The following is a 19,545-nucleotide window of genomic DNA, read 5'->3' on the forward strand; positions in this document are numbered from 1 at the left end:
CTTGTTTGTGAAGCTCGCTTTTATCACTTCAGCAACACTTCCTATTAAGTCATATAGTTGCCATGTGGACAACAGTATGATGGAACAGAGCCTCAAATTTAGTTCGGCTAGGTTAAGCTGAAGGGCTTTGCCAATGATCCGACTTGCCGCCTTCTTTTGTTAAGACTTGTTAGTGTACAGTGCAGTGAATTTCCAATGGAAACACGGACACTTACTTTGGTGTTTGCCAATGACCCGACTTGCCACCTTCTTTTGTTAAGACTTGTTAGTGTACAGTGCAGTGAATTTCCAATGGAAACACGGACACTTACTTTGGTGTTTGCCAATGACCCGACTTGCCACCTTCTTTTGTTAAGACTTGTTAGTGTACAGTGCAGTGAATTTCCAATGGAAACACGGACACTTACTTTGGTGTTTGCCAATGACCCGACTTGCCGCCTTCTTTTGTTAAGACTTTTATGCCATGAATTTCCATGGCCGGATCGGCGGCTTTGCACATATCAAATAAGGTTAAACAAGCAATAGAGACAGCGGTTAACGCTTCCATTTCAACGCCAGTTTGTCCGGTTAAACGACATAAACTATTCACTTGTATTTGACTGTTTTCACTATCAAGGGTGAAGTCTACTTGCACCTTAGTTAACATTAACGGGTGACATAAAGGAATTAAATCGCTGCACTTTTTTGCGGCTTGAATACCAGCAATACGAGCAACAGCAAACACATCACCCTTTTTATGTTTTCCTGTGGTGATTAATTCAAAGGTCGCTCGGTTCATTTTAATAAAACCTTGCGCGGTTGCGGTGCGAGAGGTCATGGCTTTTTCCGTGACATCGACCATGTTCGCTTCACCCTGCTGGTTCAGGTGACTCAGCTCTGGTTTTTGTGCTGGCGTATTCGTTGTATTAGTTGTCATTAGCCGCGACTCTCGCATTGCTCTGTCGTGATATTGAGGTGAGGGACAAAATTACACGGGCGATGACTGGCATCTAATTGCTCTTTAATCACTTTATCCCAAGCCGTTTTACAAGCGTTAGTTGAGCCAGGTACACACAAGATTACCGTTTTGTTGGCGATGCCACCAAAAGCACGGGATTGAATGGTTGAGGTACCAATTTCCATTAATGATACATGGCGAAAAATCTCACCAAAGCCTTCTATCGCTTTGTCAAATAATGGCGTTAATGCTTCAGGAGTATTATCACGGTCGGTAAAGCCGGTACCGCCGGTAGATATAATGGCGTGAATGCTGTCATCGGCAATCCATTTCGAAACTTGTGCACGCAGTTGATAAATATCATCAATGACGATGGCTTTATCGGCTAGCTTGTGGCCCGCTTGTGTTAAACGCTCAACCAGCGCTTGTCCAGACGTATCGTTATCTTCAGTGCGTGTATCTGATACCGTTAAAACGGCGATGTTTAAGGGAATGAAAGTATTGCCGCCATGTGCTGACATAGGTTTATCCTTGACTAAATCTGTAGATTAAAATTGTTGCTGCGCTTGTTGCTATTGTTTTACATGGCTATGTAGTTAGCTCAGGACGTCGTTGTAAACGTCATCTTCGAAGTCTCTGATCGAAGATCCATTGCTTTTAGACGCTGGATCCCCGATTAAGCCACCACGGGGATGACGATCCTGAACCATGTACATAGGCATGTTGTTTTATGGACCGTGTTGGGTATTGCTAATCAATACGTTCACTTTAAAATTGTTTTTGTGCTTGTTGCCACTGTTCCGGCGTGTTGCTATTAAATAGTACTTTGCTATTTGGGCTACTAATGGCTTGATGAGGTACTTGTGCCAACATGGCTCGCACTGAAGGACCATTTTTAGTGTTTTTCTTGTCGCTTTTGTTGCCGTTAGCCAGTATCTTTTCCCGTTGGAATGCTTGCATTAAGAACATATTCAAAAAAGCATTATTGGGTAAATATAACGGAATGTGGTGTATTTGTTGTTGGCTATCAGTGAAGAAGGTTGCTTTATTACTAAGCTCGCCTTTTAGACGCAAGGTAGCCAAAGCCGCTGCGGTCATAAAGGGTAAATCAACCGGCAATATTAATAATGCCTTGGGTTGTAAATGTTCTGGGTAATGAGCTAAGACACTATAAATTCCGCCAACAGGGCCAGCCTGTGATACTCGATCAGGAATTTGATGGTTATCGCCACTGACGACAATATTTTTTATACCTGCATCGCTAAGTAACTGCTTGGAAAAATCGAGCATAGTACTTAGCGATTTCATCGCGGACTTATCTGCCTGCTTATTTGAGCTATTAGCTTGACTGAACTGGCGAGTTAGTTGGGCTTTATCTTGCCCCATGCGAGAAGATAAACCGCCAGCAAGTACTACACCCAAACAGTCGATAGTTTGAAAATTCATCACTAACCCCCAAGCATGGCGAGGTGCTTAGTTGCACCTGTTAGCTTTTCATGTAAAAAATGGGTGGCTTTTTTATCACCGAGTAGTGAAACTATTTTTGCTTGTAATGGGGCGATATCATCACTTTGTAATTGTTCACGTAGTGACAAACCTTCATCACCAAATAGACACAAATGCAATTTACCGCTTGAGCTAATTCGTAAACGGTTACAGCTATTACAGAAATCTTTGGCGTAGGGCATGATCAAACCGACTTTACCTTGATAATCCGGATGATAAAACTCTTGTGCAGGGCCTGCTGATTTGTTTTGAATAACCGGTAGCCAGCCATCGAGAATTAAATTTTGCTTGATACGTGAACCTTGCACATGTTGGGCATCAAAAAATTCTTTATTATCACCGGTTTGCATTAACTCAATAAAACGTAAGGTAATAGGGGTATCTTTTATCCAGTCAAGATAGCTTTGAATATCTTTGCCGCTGTACTCACGCATTAATACCGTATTAACCTTAATTGATGCTCTGCCATCAGCTAAACCCAGATCAATACCCTTGAGAATGGTCTTGAGTTTATCGTGGCCAGTTATGGCATGAAATTGACGAGGATCTAAGCTATCTATACTGATATTGATGGCATCAATGCCAGCATCTAACCATTGAGGTAAGTGTTCAGGCAGTTTAAAACCATTACTGGTAATGGCCACTCTCTTGATGCCTGGTGTTTCTTTACAAATTTGAATGATTTTAGGTAAGTCTTTACGCAGTGCCGGCTCACCGCCGGTAATGCGGATTTTCTCTGTGCCGAGCTCAGCGAAAGCTTTAGTTAGACGTTTGATTTCATCTAGTGATAAAAAATCACGTGGTTGATCACACTGATAACCGTCAGGCAAGCAGTAAGTGCAGCTAAAATTGCACACGTCAGTAATTGATAGGCGTAGATAATAGAACCTACGGCCAAAGTTGTCTGTTAACATGTCACCTTTCCAAATGTAGGGAGGCTAACGCGTTTCCTTGTTAACCCTGGTAACTAAAACCCATTAAATACATGGTCTTAGTTACGGCTTATCACAACATGAATACCTTCAATAAGCTGACTTAATTTAGCCAGAAAATACAATAATGTTAGCTGTGATAGCTCGGTGTTATAAATAAATTTCTGTTCAAATTTAGTATATACCCGCTTTACTTCAAGATGCAAGTTCAGGGGAACGCGGATATATTACTCTGGTGGCGATATGGTAATTTTTTTTGTTGATCTATTTATTGATCTTAATCAATAAAATTGCGCTTATAGCTCTATTATTTATGAGGCTAGTTAAGCGATACTAAACAAATAGCAAATGGATTAATTTATTGAGTGGTATTTTCTGAAGGGGGCTTGCAAATTGGCCTAGTTTAGAGTGAAATTTATGGTACCAAGTAATTGTAATGTATCTAAGTGAGTTTTTATGTCTGATTGTTGTTCCGCTCCAGGGCTTTTACCTTTTGAACAAGCCTTAGCTAATATGCTAGCGCAAGTGTCACCTGTCACCGAAACACTAACCTTGTCCATTGAGCAAGCGCTGAACTATGTTTTAGCGCAAGAAATTACTAGCCCATTAAATGTGCCGCCTCATGATAACTCCGCTATGGATGGTTATGCTTTTGCGATAAATAGTTTAGCGGCTAATAAAACCCTAAGACTTGTTGGTCGCTCTATGGCAGGCGCACCTTTTCAAGGTATTTGCCAGCCCGGCGAATGTATTCGTATTATGACCGGGGCTAAAATGCCAACGTGTTGTGATTCGGTAGAAATGCAAGAAAACGTTAGCGCTGATGGAGAAATAATTACTTTTTTAGTAGATAAAATTTTTGGCTCTCATGTCCGTCAGGCCGGTGAAGATATTAAACTCGGTCAACAAGTATTGCAGTCTGGTCATAAATTGACCGCGGTTGATATTGGAGTCCTTGCGTCATTGGGAGTAGCTGAAGTTAAGGTTTATCGCAAATTAAAGGTGGCGTTAATTGCCACGGGTGATGAATTGAAACGACCAGGACAAGCACTGCAAGTTGGTGATATTTATGAGTCTAACAGTTTTGTTTTAGCCGCCATGTTACAAAAACTGGATGTTGATGTTATTGATTTTGGTATCATTGAAGATGACTTTCAGGCAATAAAATCCGCCTTTATCAGTGCAGATAAACAGGCCGATGCGGTCATTTCTACTGGCGGTGTTTCGGTTGGCGAAGCCGATTACACTAAAACAGTTTTAGATGAACTTGGTGAGATTGGCTTTTGGAAAATAGCGATGAAACCAGGTAAACCCTTTGCTTTTGGTAAATTAGCTAATAGTATCTTTTTTGGTCTGCCGGGCAATCCAGTGTCCGCTTTAGTGACCTTTCATCAATTAGCTTTGCCGGCTTTAACTAAGATGCAAAATGCCCAACCGTTAAAACGTACCCATTTAAGGGTGAAGTGCAGCAGTGACTTACGTAAATCTCCTGGGCGCATGGATTTTCAACGCGGTATTTTATCTGTGAACTCACAAGGTGAAAATGTGGTCAGTTCAACTGGCGCCCAAGGCTCTGGTATCTTATCTAGCTTAGCTAAGGCTAACTGCTATATTATTTTGCCAAGTGCACAAGGTAAGGTACAAGCGGGTGAAATGGTACAAGTGCAATTATTTGATCAGTTTTTATAGTGACTATTTAGCACGCTGTACAGTAAATAAAGCAATTGTTGGCAAAGGTGCTAGCTTTGCTATGAGTACAAAAAATAAACAGAGTAGGTGGAGCAGGTAACCATGAAGCATCAACTAAGCTTTGCAACAGTCAATGTATTAAGTGATGGTATTGCTGAGATCATTATAACTGAGGGTATCGAAGTCTCAATGGAGATGCTTGACGAATTCGACGCTTTTCTTAGCCAGCACCTGAGTGATCACTTTGCCTTGCTGATCAATAAAGTACATAGTTATAATTATACTTTTGAAGCAAAGATGACCATGGCCTCACATGAAAATTTAATCGCTATTGCTGTGATTGTATATAAAGAGGCAGACAAAAAAATAATAAACGATGTGATGGCGCTGAGAGCGATAGACGATTGGAACCTAAAGACGTTTTCAGCATTAGAGCTTGGCTGGCAGCAAGGCTATGATTGGCTGCAAACTGAACTTGATTTATTGGTCATTTGATGACAACGCTGTCAAGAGACAGTGCTAAATTTCAGGCTTGCTAACTAACCTGAACTCTGGATAAGCAGCACTTGCTCAATATTCCCCTTTATCCGATTCTCAGCGTTAACACGTCGATAAATAACCCGTTATTCATAAACGTTTTACCTTGATAATCGAATAAATTGAAACATTGATAGTGTATATTGCTACTTAATCTTGTATATTTTGTTCTTAACAACCGTAAGTCGTTGTTTTTACTTAACCATCAAGCACTCATTATCCAGAGACCAGGTTAACTAAGAAAAGTTTAAAAATTAAATAAAAAAAAGCGGCTTAAATTCATTTAAGCCGCTTTTTTATATCACAGCAAAGACTGTGAACTTATAGTTGAGCGAAACATTTATCCACAGCAACGAGTGTTTTTTCAATAATGTCATCACTGTGCGCCGTTGATAAGAAGCCGGTTTCAAAAGCCGATGGCGCTAAGTACACCCCTTCAGCTAGCATCAAGTGGAAGAAACGTTTGAACATCTCACCATCACATTGAGTGGCTTGTTCGAAGCTAGTGATAGGGTTTTTGTCGTCGGTAAAGAAGAAGCCAAACATAGCGCCAACATAATTGACACTTAAGTTAATGCCGTTACGCTCAGCCGCGGCTTTAAAGCCCATGGCTAGCTTTTCCGTAGCAGCACTTAATTGCTGATGTTTATCACCTTGAGCTAATTCAGTTAGTGCCGCTAAACCAGCAGCCATAGCAATTGGGTTACCTGATAAAGTACCCGCTTGATATACCGGACCAACTGGCGCGATATAATCCATAATTTCTCGCTTGCCACCAAAAGCGCCGACTGGCATACCGCCACCGATAATTTTACCTAAAGTGGTTAGATCGGGTTTGATATTATAAAGCGCTTGAGCACCACCTAGTGCGACACGAAAGCCAGTCATTACTTCATCAAAAATTAACACGCTAGCGTATTGATCACAAACCTCACGTAAACCTTGAAGAAATCCAGCCACTGGCGGAATACAATTCATGTTGCCGGCAACAGGCTCGACAATAATACAAGCAATTTCATTAGCGTATTTAGCGAAAATTTCTTTTACTTGCTCGATATTGTTATAGCTAACCGTTAGGGTATGTTTAGCAAAATCTTTCGGAATCCCTGGTGAATTAGGTACACCCATGGTCAAAGCACCTGAGCCTGCTTTTACTAACAATGAGTCAGCGTGACCATGGTAACAGCCTTCAAATTTTAGGATTTTATCGCGACCGGTATAACCACGGGCTAAACGGATAGCGCTCATGGTGGCTTCAGTGCCAGAGCTAACCATACGCAAAGATTCCATTGATGGTACTAACTCACGGACCTTTTCCGCCATGGTAATTTCAAGTTCGGTGGGTGCGCCAAAACTTAAGCCATTTTTTGCGGTAGTAATAACGGCCTCAAGAATGGCTGGATGGTTATGACCTAAGATCATTGGCCCCCAAGAACCAACATAGTCGATATAAGCTTTATCATCGGCATCATAAATATAAGCGCCTTGAGCACGTTTTATAAAGCAAGGGCTACCGCCAACACCATTAAAGGCACGTACTGGCGAGTTAACACCACCGGGGATTACCTTTTGCGCTTGTTCAAATAACTGTTCTGATTTATTCATAATTGCTTCTTCTAAAAGTTTAATCGATGTGCGTGGCACTTAAAGGTTTTTATTGGTATACCAGTTTACCAGTTTTTCATCATTGCTTACTTGGTCTTCAATACCTAAGGTTAATATCTGGAAATAGCCCATGCGCAGGCTAAATCCAGCATGGTAATTAAGTGTTTTTATTGGTATACCAGTTGACCGGTTTTTCATCATTGCTTACTTGGTCTTCAATACCTAAGGTTAATACTCGGAAATAGCCCATGCGCAGGCTAAATCCAGCATGGTTATTAAGTATTTTTATTGGTATACCAGTTTACCGGTTTTTCATAATTCGTAATTTGATCTTCAACACCTAAGGTTAAGGCAAATAAGGCCATACGCACTAACACACCATTTTGCGCTTGCCTAAAAATGGCTAGGTTATCTAAATCATTTAGGTCGGTATCAAGTTCATTGGCTTCTGGACGTGAATCCCGTGGTAATGGATGCATGATAACGGTATTTTCTTGACAATATTTCTGGTAGACACTTTTATTCAAACTGAAATGGCCACGATATAACTCAGCTTCATCTTTACTGGCAAAGCGTTCTTGCTGGATTCTGGTTTGATAAATTACGTCACAATATAAATTACCTTCCATGGTTTCGGTTAACACCACTTCATGACCCGCATCACTTAACGTTGAGATGATACTATCAGGCATTTGTAAGGCCTTGGGTGCTACCATAGTAATTTTGACATTGTCATAGAGGCTGAGTAATTTAGATAACGAATGTACTGTGCGGCCATGTTTCAAGTCACCCATCAAGACAATATTTAAATCATCTAAGCCTTTATTAAAGTGCATCATTTCAGACTGAATAGTAAATAGATCCAGTAAAGCCTGAGTTGGGTGTTCATTGGCACCATCACCACCATTAATAACTGGGACAGTACTACCTAGCGCAAATTGATCTACTGAGTGCATTTGTGGATGACGCATGGCTATGACATCTGAGTAGCCGCTGATCACTTGCGCGGTATCAAATAATGATTCACCTTTACTTAATGAAGTATTCTCTTGACCAACAGTTTCACGGACAGAACCGCCCAGTAAATTAAACGCGGTACCAAAACTTACCCGAGTACGAGTGCTGGGTTCAAAAAACAAGTTACTTAATATGGCACCTTCGAGTACATGACAACGTTTTTTTCGTGACGCATAAGGTGTCATTTGCGCAGAAATTTGCAAAATTTTTGCGATAGCTTCACGGTCAAATTGTGATACCGATAGAATATGCTTACCTTGAAATTTCATCATCTTGATTACTTACATTTAAAGGGAAAAAATTTGCCAAGAATATAGCATAAAACCACCAATTTGCGAATGATAAACAAGATTTTTAACGCTCTGTTAGGGCAAGATGGCATTAAAAAAGGCAGATAAATCTGCCTTTTTATACTCGACAGTTAAAGATTAACTTCGTCGACGCTTAAAGGGTAACAAGGTAAGTAGCAGCAAGAGATAAGTTACGCTACCACCACTTGATTTACTTGCTGTTTGTACTGGCGGAGGAGAAGTTGCCGATGTATCAGCTGGCGCTGTCTCTGGGGTAAAAACGACCTCTTTTAAATATGCTTTATCTTCACCATTACTCGTCGCGCCATCTTTCAAATAGAGCCAGGTTATTTGATGTTTTCCCTCAGCTAAATTAGGGATAGTTACCTTGGCATAAGGGACTTCTCCAGAAATAAAGTCAACTTTTTCACCATCAATAATTAAGTACAAGGCATCATAAGGTGATGAAGGATCCTCGGTATTTTCTTCCGATGATACCGACCAATAAAATGACAAACTGCCAGCGCCAGTAAAAGTTAGCATTACTGAGCTTTGTTGATTATCGCTAATCTCACCACTGCTAATTGCTGCTTCGCTATTATCAAGTAACCAAGGTTTATCGCCGCCACTAAACCACAGTAGTTCAGTTGAACCACTAGATAACTGAGTATTAATAACATTATTAGCGGCAATTGCCTGAGCACTGATAAAGCTTTGACTGGTGGGAATATTGTCATCATTACTATTAATGATAATCCGCATTTTATGCTGACCAAGGGTTTTAGCATCAAAGGCAAGGGTAATGGTGCACTTTTGTTTTGCTACTAAAGTATTACAGCTATTAGGCGTTAGACTAAAGCCAGTACTGCCAATTTTGTCAATTACTAGGGTGAAAGTTAAATTAGCGGTTAACTCACTATTATTGCTGACGGTTAGCTGGGTTGTTTGTGCTGTGTGTTGTGGAGTAATGGCAAAGTCATAAGTTGGTTCAATGGCGATGCCTTTGCTGATATTGTTAATCCAGTCAGTAAATTGACCAACACGGGCGTAAACACCTGGAAATTCGGCATTGGCACAGCCGATACCGTAGCTAACGATACCAATTTGTTGCCAGCCTTGATTGGTGTTAACTAATAATGGCCCGCCACTATCACCCTGGCATGAGCCTTTACCGCCACCGACATGATTTGCGCATATCATGCTGTCGGTAATACCTACTTGATCAGGTAAATAGTTAATACCTTCCAAGTCAGTATAAGCTTGCGCTAGTTTATCTTTACATTGCTCATTACTGAGCAAGTTGAGTTCAACTTGACGTAATTTATCAGGCTGGTCATTAGCGGGTAGTTCATCGTTTGGCCCATAAGCCGTTTGGTTCCCCCAACCGATAACCGTTACTGCGGCGTTGTCTAAGGCTAGCTGCCTACTGGAATCTAAATCAACTAGCGTTACCGCTGGATTATCAATAGCTTCAATAAGCTCTATTAGAGCAATATCATTATTAAAAGCGCTACCTTTATTATATTCTGGATGGATATATATACGCTTAATAGCTTTGGCATTTTCAGCACCATTGCTTAAGTCGTATTCACCGACATTGACTTTTAGCAGGTTAATATTGGCATCTTCAACACAGTGCGCCGCGGTAAGTAGCCATTTCTCACCAATAAAACTAGCGCCACAGCTAGAGCTTTGTACTATTTTCTGTTGCGCAGTAACATTAAGGCTGGCAATACTACCAAGTAGGTTCAGTAGCGTAGCACCATCGTCTTGGCTAATAGCTATAACAGGAATACTACCGGAAAAATTATCGCCTAAGGTGCCATTAATAGCGCCGGCCGTATTGTTAAAGATAATTGCCCCTATGCCTCCGCCCGCTTGGCAATTATCCACTTTTACTGAAAAGTCGACGTCACCACGGGCAATTAAACATATTTTATTGCTCGCCGCACTACATTGACTGTCGCCAATACCACAATCAACCATAGTGGCACTCGCTTGATCAGCAGGGCTATTGGAAAAAGGCGAACTATCGTAGCCAGTACCAGCAACCTGTAAAGAGGTGCTTACCTCACTATAGGTCGAGACTAAGGCTGCCATCCAAGGCCAGTCACCTTGGTTAGCAAGCTCACCACCAACAATCTTGGGCTTGGCTATTGGTACGGTCGATTGATTGCTGGCATTTGCTGTTACTAGCAATGCAGTGAACGCTAAACAAGCGCATAAAAAATATTTCATTAAATGTTCCCTAAGCTAAGAAAGTTAAAGTGCTAGTAACATCCTGTTTACATGTGGGTAGGCTATCCTATCTTGATTATAACTGCAATACCTGAAAAATATTGCACTGTGCTCCTAGTTTCCTACTGATTTATGAGTCTTAGCTTATTGAACGGTTCGACTGGGAAAATCAGCCAGGTTTAACATAAGCTAAAATAATTACTGCCAATAATATAAGCACGGGCAGCTCATTAAAAATTCGATAGAAGCGTGCTGTTCGGGTATTTTTATCTTGGGCAAAGGTTTTCACTAATTTAAAACAATAGCCATGATAAACAAAGAGTAATATTACTAAGCTTAATTTGATATGTAGCCATTTAGCGGCAAAAAACCAGTCATGTCCGTAAGCGTAGATTATTGCTAAGCCCATCACTAGGGTAAAAATGGCAAAAGGGGTAATAAAATACAATAAGCGTTTTTCCATGCCTTTTAGTTGCTGAGCAACGTCAGTTGACTTAGTTTCTGCATGATTGACAAATAAGCGTGGTAAATAAAAGATACCGGCAAACCAAGCGACCATAAAAAAAACGTGGAAGGCTTTAAGCCAGAGGATATTATTGATTAAAAACGTGTCCATTAATGGAGTTTTCCTTCTACCAAATAAATTCTAAGTTGTTCAAAGGTGACCAAGCCAATACAGTCGTTAATATCTTTCCCATAAATATATACCGCCCCTGAGCGTTGCTCTACTAAAGCTAAATAAGCTTCGGCCAAGGTTACTTGATGATTTAATGGGATAAGCTTATGCAATATCAACTTTTTAGCAAGATTATGTTCAATGTCCTCACCGTCATCATCAGCGATTTCTGCATCGAATTGCGCCCAATAATAGCTATTTATCTCTGTGGCTTGCGTCGATTCTTGGTTAATAATGAGTTGAGATTGATGACTACTGAGTAGCTCTCCGATAATAGTGCGAGTACTTGCCTGCTCTAAAATCAATAAATTATCTTTCATTACCGCCAAGACACCAATATTTTGCAATGATTCTTCAATGGGCGGTTTGCGATAGGATAAGTTTTGTGCATCTAATTGCATGGTAAAAATAGACTCATTTTTACAAAGTTGTCTAGATACTATACTCGCGATAGTAATAACAATCATGGCGGGAACAACCAACTCAAGTTGACTGGATAGCTCAACCACAGTAAGTAAGGCGGCAAGTGGCGCATTTAAGCTGGCAGCCATAAAACCTGCCATGCCCATAAGGATGAAATCACTGCCAAGGTACTCGCCGGGTAAAACTTGTATTACTAACGCACCAGCGCAGGCACCAGCTATAGCTCCTATGCCGAGTGTTGGTCCAATAATACCACCAGGTATACCTAAGCCAAGGGCAAACATGGTCATTAATAATTTAGCGATAAGTAAGCTAAACAACAAACCTAGTGACAAGTTGCTCGTTAAGGAAATATCAATGGCACTGGTACCTGTGCCCATAGCGCCAGGGACTAAATAGCCTAAAATACCGGTAATAAAAGCGGCAAGCAATAAGCGTGGCACTATGTGGTATTTAACACTTTTTTTGATGATTAAAACAAGGTACTTATTAAATGCTGCCGCCAATATGCCTAAGACTATGGCTAGCAGTACTAAAGAAAAATAATGGTATTGGTCAAGCGCTATAGGATGAAAGTATTCAAAATCATGACTGGTGCCAAAGACACTGCGGGTAATCAAGGAGCCGACAATAGCAGCAAGCATGACAGGCACAAAAATATGGACCTTGTATTCACGCATGATCACTTCCATCACAAAAATCACTGCAGCTATCGGGGTATTAAATGTAGCCGCTATACCCGCGGCTATACCGCAAGCGCATAAGGTACGAACACTGTTATAAGGTAATTTTAACGCATTAGCCATATAGCTACTACATGCCGCACCAAGGTGTACGGCGGGTCCTTCACGGCCAACAGAAAAACCAGAAGCTAATGCTACCGCACTACCCCAAAATTGGTTAAGGGTGTTTTTAAAGGGAATGACACCATGAGCCACTTTTAAACGATGCAGAACAAAGGGGATGCCAGTGCGTAAATATTTATAACCGGTAAGCCAACCAAAAAACAGGATAATAATGGCGCCTATTATGGGTAAATCAAAACGACTTAATTCATCTAAACTGCTATAGTTATCGCGTTTTATTAGATAAAGCTGCTGGATCTCTTCGATAGTGAGGGTAAATAACACCACTAAAAAAGCGGAAGCGCAGCCACCAATTATGGCCAGCAAACAAATTTGCCAAGAGATTTCTGGCAAAGCTAGATGTTTTCGTATTGCTGCGATTGATATTATCATTACAGGATTATAATACTTTACAAATGAAATGGTTAGCAAAAATAAATCTTAGCGTCGTCGTTGAGCGTTTAGGCAGCTTTAAATCGGCTTTGTTTTTAGGCACAGTGATCATTCTTTGCCTTTTTATCGGCTACCGTTTGGGAAATTATTACCATTATTTTCAAGTGACCAGCCTTGAACAGCAAAAGCTTAGATTAGAACAGCTTTATCACCAGCAAGAACAGAGTATAGCGCGAATTCACTCCTTAGAAGTTGAGTTAGCTGTTGAGCAACTTGCCAATGAACAAGTACAAAATTCACTTAAAATCGCCTCTAAGCAACAGTTTGAAGTAAAAAAACAGTTGGCCTTTTACGAAAAAATAATGGCACCCGAAAAGCAGGCGGCAGGTCTGTTAGTCGAGGAGGTAAAAATAACCGCCAGTAAAATCCCCAATCAATACCACTTTCAGGTGACCTTAGTGCAACAGCAATTAAAGCGGCGCTATAGTAAAGGCTATATTGACTTGGTTTTTGAAGGCTACGACGGTGAAAAAGCAATAAAACTTAAGCTGGCTGAAGTTTCTCAGCTGAATAAACAAGATGTAAAATTCAGCTTTCAATATTTTCAGATTATTAGTGGCAAATTTACCTTACCGGTTAATTTTATTCCGGAAAACGTCTTGGTCTCGGCAATATTAAGCAAATCTCGTTGGCAAAAATATGCTAAAAAAGATAAATCTTTGCCCTGGTTGGTAAGTAAATAACCTAAACTCTGCATAAGCGCCACTTGCTCAATCCTCTTTATTCGATTCTCTGCGCTAAAACGTCGATAAATAGCCCGCTATTGATAAATGTTTTGCCTTGATAATGGGATAATTTGAGCCATTGATTGGCTATATAGTTATTTTAGTTACTGGTCGATTTTTTCAGGGGATATAACTTGTTGATTTTACTTAAATATAAATCAGCCATTATTCAGAGTTCAGCTTAAATAACCTTTGACGGTTATTCGCGAATAATACTTGATTAAATTAGTCAGGTTTAAGATAATTAACTTTGTTTCAATCCATCGCTTTATAGCGTATTTTTTTCGTACTTTATTGTACTAAGTAGAGCACCATGTCAAACCCTGAATTACCCATTAAATTTACCGATGCAGCGGCAACTAAAGTCCTTTCGTTAATCACAGAAGAAGATAATCCTGCTCTTAAACTACGTGTATATGTTACCGGTGGTGGTTGTTCAGGTTTTCAATATGGTTTCACCTTTGATGAAAAAGTGAATGAAGGTGATATGACTATTGAAAAACAAGGTGTTGTTATGGTGGTAGACCCTATGAGTTTACAATACCTTGTTGATGGCGAAGTTGACTATCTTGAAAGTTTAGAGGGCAGTCGCTTTGTGGTAAACAATCCCAATGCAACGACTACTTGTGGTTGTGGTTCATCATTTTCTATCTAGTTTAGTGACTAACTAAACTTTGTAGCTGTTTAATACCGACACCATGCCTAGATAGTGTCGGTATGATCATTTCTGCTCACCTAAGCGAATGGCAAAGGCCGTTTTTTTTCACTAGAAAAACATTCACTCCAGCATTTATTACCTTTTGCTATGTTAATCTATATAAATTTCACTCATTGCTTACTCACTTGTGCGGGTTAAGATCCCCCAAGACGATATTGCTCTCAATGCCAATAGTCAGTTATTGGCCAATTGAGATTCTTGTCCTGAATTGTTTTTTATAAGCACAACAAGCTCACCAACTTAATGAAAGGCCTAGCCTTCCATCAGTAACATTTCGATGATTTGCTTCATATCCAGATCGAACTCTTCCGCTCGGACTCCCCTAACAATGAAATCATCGTTCATTGATAGGTCAATTTCTTGCTTATTGAGAAAATGATGGTGTTTGACGCTGTAAAAAGAGTGCACCTGTGGGTTGGTCGGATCTTTATCATTACGAACTTTCACTAAGGCTAATTTATTTGATTTCAATTGCACTAAAGAGCCGATTGGAAATACGCCAATGCACTTGATAAATTGATCAACCAAATTCGTATCTAACTGATTTTTTTTGGCTAATTCTCGTAAAATGGCAAAGGATTTACCATGGGTAAAACCTTCTTTATAAACACGGGTAGCCGTTAAAGCATCAAAAATATCACAAATGGCAATCATACGGCCATATTGGCTAATGCCATCACCCGAAACTTGAAAGGGGTAACCGCTACCATTTATTTTCTCATGATGCAGGGCGGCTACTTCAAGACTCAATGCACTTACCCCCGCCGTTGCTGTAATGATATCGATGGAGTGATTGGCATGGGTTTTCATGATGGTAAATTCATCATCGGTTAATTTACCCGGTTTATTTAAGATCTCATCGGGTATTTTTATTTTGCCAATATCATGAAGAAATGCGCCGATAGATAATTGCTCAATAATATCTCTATCTAAGCCTAAATAACGCGAAAACAAGGTGATATAAACGGCAACAGCGACAGAATGCTCCAAGAGGTATTCATTTTTTTCTCGAATATTTAACATACAAGCAAGGGAGTCAGGGCTATTAAATATGGCATCGATAGACTTATTGGTAATTTCAATTACCGGTAATAAATCAAGGCTGCTACCACTGAGGGCGTCATTGAACAATTTTTGTTGAATTGCTTTAGATTGGTTAAAAATTTCTTTTGCCTGTTTAAGCTCCTTTACGTTATTCTGCGAGGGTTTGGCAAGTAGAGACTCAGCTTGTGTATCGCTCGGTGTTATTGTTTTACTCTCGTCAATGAGCACACAATAAACTTTTTTACTTTTAAGGTGGTTAATGACCGCTGTGCTTTTTATATGTCCGGCGGCAGTTAAAGAGAAATTATTCGCTTGGTGGATAATTTTTACCACATAATGGCCAACAGTTAACTCAGCAAGTTCTTTTTCAATTAGCATATTTAGGCGCCGTTATTTAGAAGGAGTATTTCAACATAAGTCATAGGGGAAATTTATGATGCTAGCGGGTCTTTGTTATTCTGTGCTCAATAATACTAGCCATACTTGAGCACTTATTCAATTTATTAGCCGTTTAAAAGATGAACTTGGCGTTAAAGTTGCTTTACAATACCAGCTTAGTGCAATAAATTTCATACTTAGCGCTTGCTGGCCGATATAGGGTGGTAAGCCGGTTTAGCCTAGTTAGGATTATTATGCGTCTGTTATTTTTGGTGTTTATCTTTTTAGTCAATGCTCTATTCATTATGCCATCAGCTATGGCCGTGTCTAAAAATATGCAAGCAGTGCAGATTTATACGGATAATATATTGCTTGATTTAATAAAAGATAACAAACATTTAAGTCAAGTAGTGTTAGATGAATGTCAGTTAGTGCAAGATATTGAAGCTCGCGCTAATAAAGCTAAAATGCCCTCATATCAATTTTTATGGGGTGATATGTTAGCCTATGGTGTCTGTGTCGAAAAAGACATTCCCTTAGGTTTACACTATATGCATCTCGCAGCTGATCAGGGCTTAGCGGAAGGCTTAGAACAATTAGGTCGCTATTACCATATTGGTAAATTTATGCAGGTTGATATTGAACGTGCCATTGTTTATTTAAAAACTGCGGCAAGTTTAAATAACTTGGCCGCACAAATGCGTTTAGCGGGTTTATACCAACAAGACTTTGGTAGCCCGTTAGACTACCCGGCATTGTATTCTCAATTACATCATTCTTTAACCGATGATAAAGCAACCCATAAAAAAATCAGTGAGTTATTGGCTGTACTTGCCAGTAAAATGCCGGATAAAGTGGTCGCACAAGCGAAAAGAACCAGCTATACCAATTAAGCATTAGTGCTATACCATTCAGCATAAAGAAGTGCTCACTTTCTTATACTGATTGGTATTAAGCTGCTTATTTAAACTTTATGGTATACTGGCAAGCAGTTATCCTTAAATACTGACCCTTTATAGTGACCTATAACGATCCACACGCTAAACGCGAAGCTAAAAAATACGATAAGCCAGTTGCCTCACGCGAATTATTGCTATCAATCATCGAAAAATGCTCGCCACCACCTAGTTTCAATAGCCTGCTTAAAACACTAAAGTATGATGAAGAATACCAACTTATTGGTTTGAAACGTCGTTTACGCGCTATGGAAAATAGTGGTCAGTTAATTTTTAATAAATTTAAACAATACGCCTTGCCGGAAAAAAATAGCCTGTTAACCGGCAAAGTTATTGGCCATAGGGACGGTTTTGGTTTCTTTTCTCCGGATGATTCATCAATCACAGATAAAAAGGGCAAAGACTTTTATATTTCCTCCTATGAAATGCAGCGTGTTTTTCATGGTGATATTGTCCAAGCTATTTTAGTTGACCGTACCGATAGAAAAGGCCGTAAAGAAGTTAAAATTCTTGAAGTTATCGAACCCAGAAAAGCGCCCATAGTTGGACGCTTATATATCGACCATCATGTCTGTTCAGTTGTCCCTGAAGACAGTAAAATTAAACAAGAAGTGTTAATTGACCCACAAGCAAAAATGGGTGCTCGTCACGGTCAAATGGTGGTGGTGGAATTAGTACAAAGACCAACTAGACGTTCCCATGCTATTGGTAAAGTTATTGAAGTGTTAGGGGATCACCTTGCACCAGGCATGGAAATCGAAATCGCCTTACGTGCTCATGATCTACCACACCAATTTTCTCATACGGTACAAGCCGAAGTTGCGGGTATTGCAGATGAGGTCGAAGAGTCAGCTAAACTGCCACGCAAAGATTTACGAGACTTACCCTTAGTCACTATCGATGGTGAAGATGCCCGTGATTTTGATGATGCGGTCTATTGTCAGCCGAAAAAATCCGGTGGTTGGCGCTTATGGGTTGCTATTGCCGATGTTAGTTATTATGTAAAAGATGGCACAGACCTAGACGAGGAGGCAATATCCCGGGGTAATTCGGTTTACTTCCCCAGCCAAGTTATCCCTATGTTACCGGAGAAACTCTCTAATGGCTTATGTTCACTAAAACCGGATGTCGACCGTTTATGTATGGTCTGTGAGATGACGGTAAGTGCGACTGGTAAGCTTTCAGGCAGTAAGTTTTACCCGGCAGTGATGCGTTCTCATGCTCGTTTTACTTACACTCAAGTCGCCGCTATTCTTGACGGCGATGCAGACCTTTGTCAGGAATATCAAGGCTTAGTACCTGATTTGAAAAACCTTGAGCAAATGTATCACGCGCTAACCGATGCCCGTCTTCAGCGTGGTGCCATCGCTTTTGAAACGCAAGAGTCTATTTTTATCTTTAATGAAGATAAAAAAATTCAAAGTGTTGAAGCACTTATTCGCAATGATGCTCATAAAATCATTGAAGAATGTATGATCTTGGCCAACGTAGCGACAGCAAAATTTATTGAAAAACATGAAATCCCTGGTTTATTCCGCGTTCACGAAAAGCCCAATGAAGATAAGTACCGTAACTTTATTACTTACTTAAATGAGCTGGGCTTGTCAATGCCGGTCAAAGAAGAGCCGGAGCCAAGAGATTACGGTGATATCCTTGCGAAAGTGGCAGGTCGTCCGGATCAAGAGCTTATTCAAACCATGTTATTACGCTCAATGCGCCAAGCGGTTTATCAAAGTGATAACGAAGGACATTTTGGTTTAGCGCTGCCTTCATACAGTCATTTCACTTCACCTATTCGTCGCTACCCTGATTTAGTGGTGCATCGAGTCATTAAAGCCATTCTTGAAAAATCAGCCAAAAGTGATGGCAATCAAGGCTTTTATCAATACTCCTTAGCAGAAGTGATTGAGCTGGGCGAACATTGCTCTATGACCGAGCGACGCGCCGATGAAGCCACTCGCGATGTTGCTGATTGGCTCAAGTGTGAGTTTATGCAAGACCATGTTGGTGATACTTTTAACGGCGTTATTTCCACGGTGACTAACTTCGGCATGTTTGTTCGCTTACAAGATTTACATATTGAAGGTTTAGTCCATATCACCTCCCTTGGTCGTGATTTTTATCATTATGATGATGTCCGTATGTGTTTAACGGGTGAAAATAGTGGTAATAAATACCGTGTTGGCGATGAAATTCGCGTGCAAGTTGCCGCAGTTAATCTGGATGAAAAGAAGATAGACTTACGACTTGAAGGTGTTGAGGGTGAAGGATCACCTCAAGGAAAGTCTAAAGGTAAAGGTAAGTCTAAAGGCAACTCTAAAAACAAGGGGGCTAGGCGCTCAACTTCAAACTCAACTGAGGCCAAGTCAGCAACTAGCTCGGGTGATCGCGCCAGTAAAGCCAAAAAAAGTAAAACTAAAGGCAAGTCTAAAGGTTCGACTAAAGATAAGCCGAAAGAGAAGAGTAAAGTAAAAAAGCGCAGTGCCCGTAAAAAACGCCCAGGGAAAAATGCCCGCAAGAGTACCAAGAGCAATACCACAACATAGTGAAATAAACCCTATTACTTCGGTTATTAA

At 40.3% G+C, this 19,545-nt stretch carries 17 protein-coding genes and 1 riboswitch; of the genes, 6 read left to right on the forward strand and 11 right to left on the reverse strand.

Translation table 11 applies throughout. From position 1 onward, the window contains the following. Positions 1–403: 403 nt before the first annotated feature. From moaC to moaA, 4 genes are all read right to left on the reverse strand, one after another. Positions 404–916, reverse strand: a complete 513-nt coding sequence (moaC, locus tag MTCD1_RS13125) for a cyclic pyranopterin monophosphate synthase MoaC (protein ID WP_057182800.1) — start codon at positions 914–916, stop codon at positions 404–406. Next, positions 916–1,458, reverse strand: coding sequence for a molybdenum cofactor biosynthesis protein B (moaB, locus tag MTCD1_RS13130; protein ID WP_057182799.1), 543 nt, complete (start codon positions 1,456–1,458; stop codon positions 916–918). Before moaB ends, moaC begins: the two co-directional genes overlap by 1 nt. 247 nt (positions 1,459–1,705) lie before the next feature. Then, positions 1,706–2,383, reverse strand: coding sequence for a molybdenum cofactor guanylyltransferase (gene mobA / locus MTCD1_RS13135; RefSeq protein ID WP_057182797.1), 678 nt, complete (start codon positions 2,381–2,383; stop codon positions 1,706–1,708). Positions 2,384–2,385: 2 nt separating this feature from the next. Continuing rightward, complete coding sequence (moaA, locus tag MTCD1_RS13140; RefSeq protein WP_057182795.1) at positions 2,386–3,357, reverse strand: GTP 3',8-cyclase MoaA; 972 nt, start codon at positions 3,355–3,357, stop codon at positions 2,386–2,388. Further along, a riboswitch (molybdenum cofactor riboswitch) is annotated at positions 3,344–3,537 on the reverse strand. (Overlaps the previous gene by 14 nt.) Positions 3,538–3,831: 294 nt before the next feature. Between moaA and moeA the strand changes: the two genes are divergently transcribed. Both moeA and MTCD1_RS13150 read left to right on the forward strand, forming a co-directional pair. Beyond that, on the forward strand, positions 3,832–5,064 hold the full coding sequence (gene moeA / locus MTCD1_RS13145; RefSeq protein ID WP_057182794.1) for a molybdopterin molybdotransferase MoeA: 1,233 nt from the start codon (positions 3,832–3,834) through the stop codon (positions 5,062–5,064). 102 nt (positions 5,065–5,166) lie between these two features. After that, on the forward strand, positions 5,167–5,559 hold the full coding sequence (locus tag MTCD1_RS13150; RefSeq protein WP_057182792.1) for a hypothetical protein: 393 nt from the start codon (positions 5,167–5,169) through the stop codon (positions 5,557–5,559). 363 nt (positions 5,560–5,922) lie between these two features. On the opposite strand, the gene hemL is transcribed toward MTCD1_RS13150, so the two are convergent. The 6 genes from hemL to MTCD1_RS13175 form a co-directional block, all read right to left on the reverse strand. Next, positions 5,923–7,206 carry a glutamate-1-semialdehyde 2,1-aminomutase gene (gene hemL / locus MTCD1_RS13155; RefSeq protein WP_057182791.1) on the reverse strand — a complete coding sequence of 428 codons (1,284 nt, stop codon included), beginning with the start codon at positions 7,204–7,206 and terminating at the stop codon, positions 5,923–5,925. 39 nt (positions 7,207–7,245) lie between these two features. After that, positions 7,246–7,407: a hypothetical protein gene (locus tag MTCD1_RS21245; RefSeq protein ID WP_157447817.1), complete on the reverse strand. Its 162-nt coding sequence runs from the start codon at positions 7,405–7,407 to the stop codon at positions 7,246–7,248. Between the two features lie 74 nt (positions 7,408–7,481). Further along, on the reverse strand, positions 7,482–8,495 hold the full coding sequence (locus tag MTCD1_RS13160; RefSeq protein ID WP_197410301.1) for an aspartate carbamoyltransferase: 1,014 nt from the start codon (positions 8,493–8,495) through the stop codon (positions 7,482–7,484). A gap of 156 nt (positions 8,496–8,651) precedes the next feature. After that, positions 8,652–10,751, reverse strand: a complete 2,100-nt coding sequence (locus MTCD1_RS13165; RefSeq protein ID WP_057182789.1) for a trypsin-like serine protease — start codon at positions 10,749–10,751, stop codon at positions 8,652–8,654. Positions 10,752–10,920: 169 nt separating this feature from the next. After that, positions 10,921–11,367, reverse strand: a complete 447-nt coding sequence (gene hemJ, locus MTCD1_RS13170; RefSeq protein ID WP_057182787.1) for a protoporphyrinogen oxidase HemJ — start codon at positions 11,365–11,367, stop codon at positions 10,921–10,923. Further along, positions 11,367–13,088, reverse strand: a complete 1,722-nt coding sequence (locus MTCD1_RS13175; RefSeq protein WP_057182785.1) for a chloride channel protein — start codon at positions 13,086–13,088, stop codon at positions 11,367–11,369. Before MTCD1_RS13175 ends, hemJ begins: the two co-directional genes overlap by 1 nt. A gap of 23 nt (positions 13,089–13,111) precedes the next feature. Here MTCD1_RS13175 and MTCD1_RS13180 point away from each other — a divergent pair, with 23 nt between their 5' ends. Beyond that, the gene (locus tag MTCD1_RS13180) at positions 13,112–13,831 is read left to right on the forward strand and encodes a DUF6776 family protein (RefSeq protein ID WP_231733096.1); all 720 of its coding nucleotides are present in this window, start codon (positions 13,112–13,114) and stop codon (positions 13,829–13,831) included. A gap of 355 nt (positions 13,832–14,186) precedes the next feature. Then, positions 14,187–14,528, forward strand: a complete 342-nt coding sequence (gene erpA, locus MTCD1_RS13185; protein WP_057182783.1) for an iron-sulfur cluster insertion protein ErpA — start codon at positions 14,187–14,189, stop codon at positions 14,526–14,528. 315 nt (positions 14,529–14,843) lie between these two features. Here the strand turns inward: erpA and MTCD1_RS13190 are convergent, their stop codons facing one another. Next, a complete protein-coding gene (locus MTCD1_RS13190) occupies positions 14,844–16,013 on the reverse strand; it encodes a cyclic di-GMP phosphodiesterase (RefSeq protein WP_057182781.1) in 1,170 nt (389 codons plus the stop codon). Between the two features lie 254 nt (positions 16,014–16,267). Between MTCD1_RS13190 and MTCD1_RS13195 the strand changes: the two genes are divergently transcribed. Then, the gene (locus MTCD1_RS13195; RefSeq protein WP_057182779.1) at positions 16,268–16,906 is read left to right on the forward strand and encodes a tetratricopeptide repeat protein; all 639 of its coding nucleotides are present in this window, start codon (positions 16,268–16,270) and stop codon (positions 16,904–16,906) included. A 125-nt stretch (positions 16,907–17,031) separates the two neighbouring features. Beyond that, on the forward strand, positions 17,032–19,515 hold the full coding sequence (rnr, locus tag MTCD1_RS13200; RefSeq protein WP_057182778.1) for a ribonuclease R: 2,484 nt from the start codon (positions 17,032–17,034) through the stop codon (positions 19,513–19,515). Positions 19,516–19,545 lie beyond the last annotated feature (30 nt).

Origin of the sequence: Colwellia marinimaniae (assembly GCF_002207865.1) — a bacterium.
GTDB classification, from domain to species: Bacteria; Pseudomonadota; Gammaproteobacteria; order Enterobacterales; family Alteromonadaceae; genus Colwellia; species Colwellia marinimaniae.

Bases quoted from the DNA above. Each gene is read 5' to 3' on its own strand.
- moaC (WP_057182800.1), bottom strand. From the start codon at position 916: ATGACAACTAATACAACGAATACGCCAGCACAAAAACCAGAGCTGAGT.
- moaB (WP_057182799.1), bottom strand. From the start codon at position 1,458: ATGTCAGCACATGGCGGCAATACTTTCATTCCCTTAAACATCGCCGTT.
- mobA (WP_057182797.1), bottom strand. From the start codon at position 2,383: ATGAATTTTCAAACTATCGACTGTTTGGGTGTAGTACTTGCTGGCGGT.
- moaA (WP_057182795.1), bottom strand. From the start codon at position 3,357: ATGTTAACAGACAACTTTGGCCGTAGGTTCTATTATCTACGCCTATCA.
- moeA (WP_057182794.1), top strand. From the start codon at position 3,832: ATGTCTGATTGTTGTTCCGCTCCAGGGCTTTTACCTTTTGAACAAGCC.
- MTCD1_RS13150 (WP_057182792.1), top strand. From the start codon at position 5,167: ATGAAGCATCAACTAAGCTTTGCAACAGTCAATGTATTAAGTGATGGT.
- hemL (WP_057182791.1), bottom strand. From the start codon at position 7,206: ATGAATAAATCAGAACAGTTATTTGAACAAGCGCAAAAGGTAATCCCC.
- MTCD1_RS21245 (WP_157447817.1), bottom strand. From the start codon at position 7,407: ATGATGAAAAACCGGTCAACTGGTATACCAATAAAAACACTTAATTAC.
- MTCD1_RS13160 (WP_197410301.1), bottom strand. From the start codon at position 8,495: ATGATGAAATTTCAAGGTAAGCATATTCTATCGGTATCACAATTTGAC.
- MTCD1_RS13165 (WP_057182789.1), bottom strand. From the start codon at position 10,751: ATGAAATATTTTTTATGCGCTTGTTTAGCGTTCACTGCATTGCTAGTA.
- hemJ (WP_057182787.1), bottom strand. From the start codon at position 11,367: ATGGACACGTTTTTAATCAATAATATCCTCTGGCTTAAAGCCTTCCAC.
- MTCD1_RS13175 (WP_057182785.1), bottom strand. From the start codon at position 13,088: ATGATAATATCAATCGCAGCAATACGAAAACATCTAGCTTTGCCAGAA.
- MTCD1_RS13180 (WP_231733096.1), top strand. From the start codon at position 13,112: ATGAAATGGTTAGCAAAAATAAATCTTAGCGTCGTCGTTGAGCGTTTA.
- erpA (WP_057182783.1), top strand. From the start codon at position 14,187: ATGTCAAACCCTGAATTACCCATTAAATTTACCGATGCAGCGGCAACT.
- MTCD1_RS13190 (WP_057182781.1), bottom strand. From the start codon at position 16,013: ATGCTAATTGAAAAAGAACTTGCTGAGTTAACTGTTGGCCATTATGTG.
- MTCD1_RS13195 (WP_057182779.1), top strand. From the start codon at position 16,268: ATGCGTCTGTTATTTTTGGTGTTTATCTTTTTAGTCAATGCTCTATTC.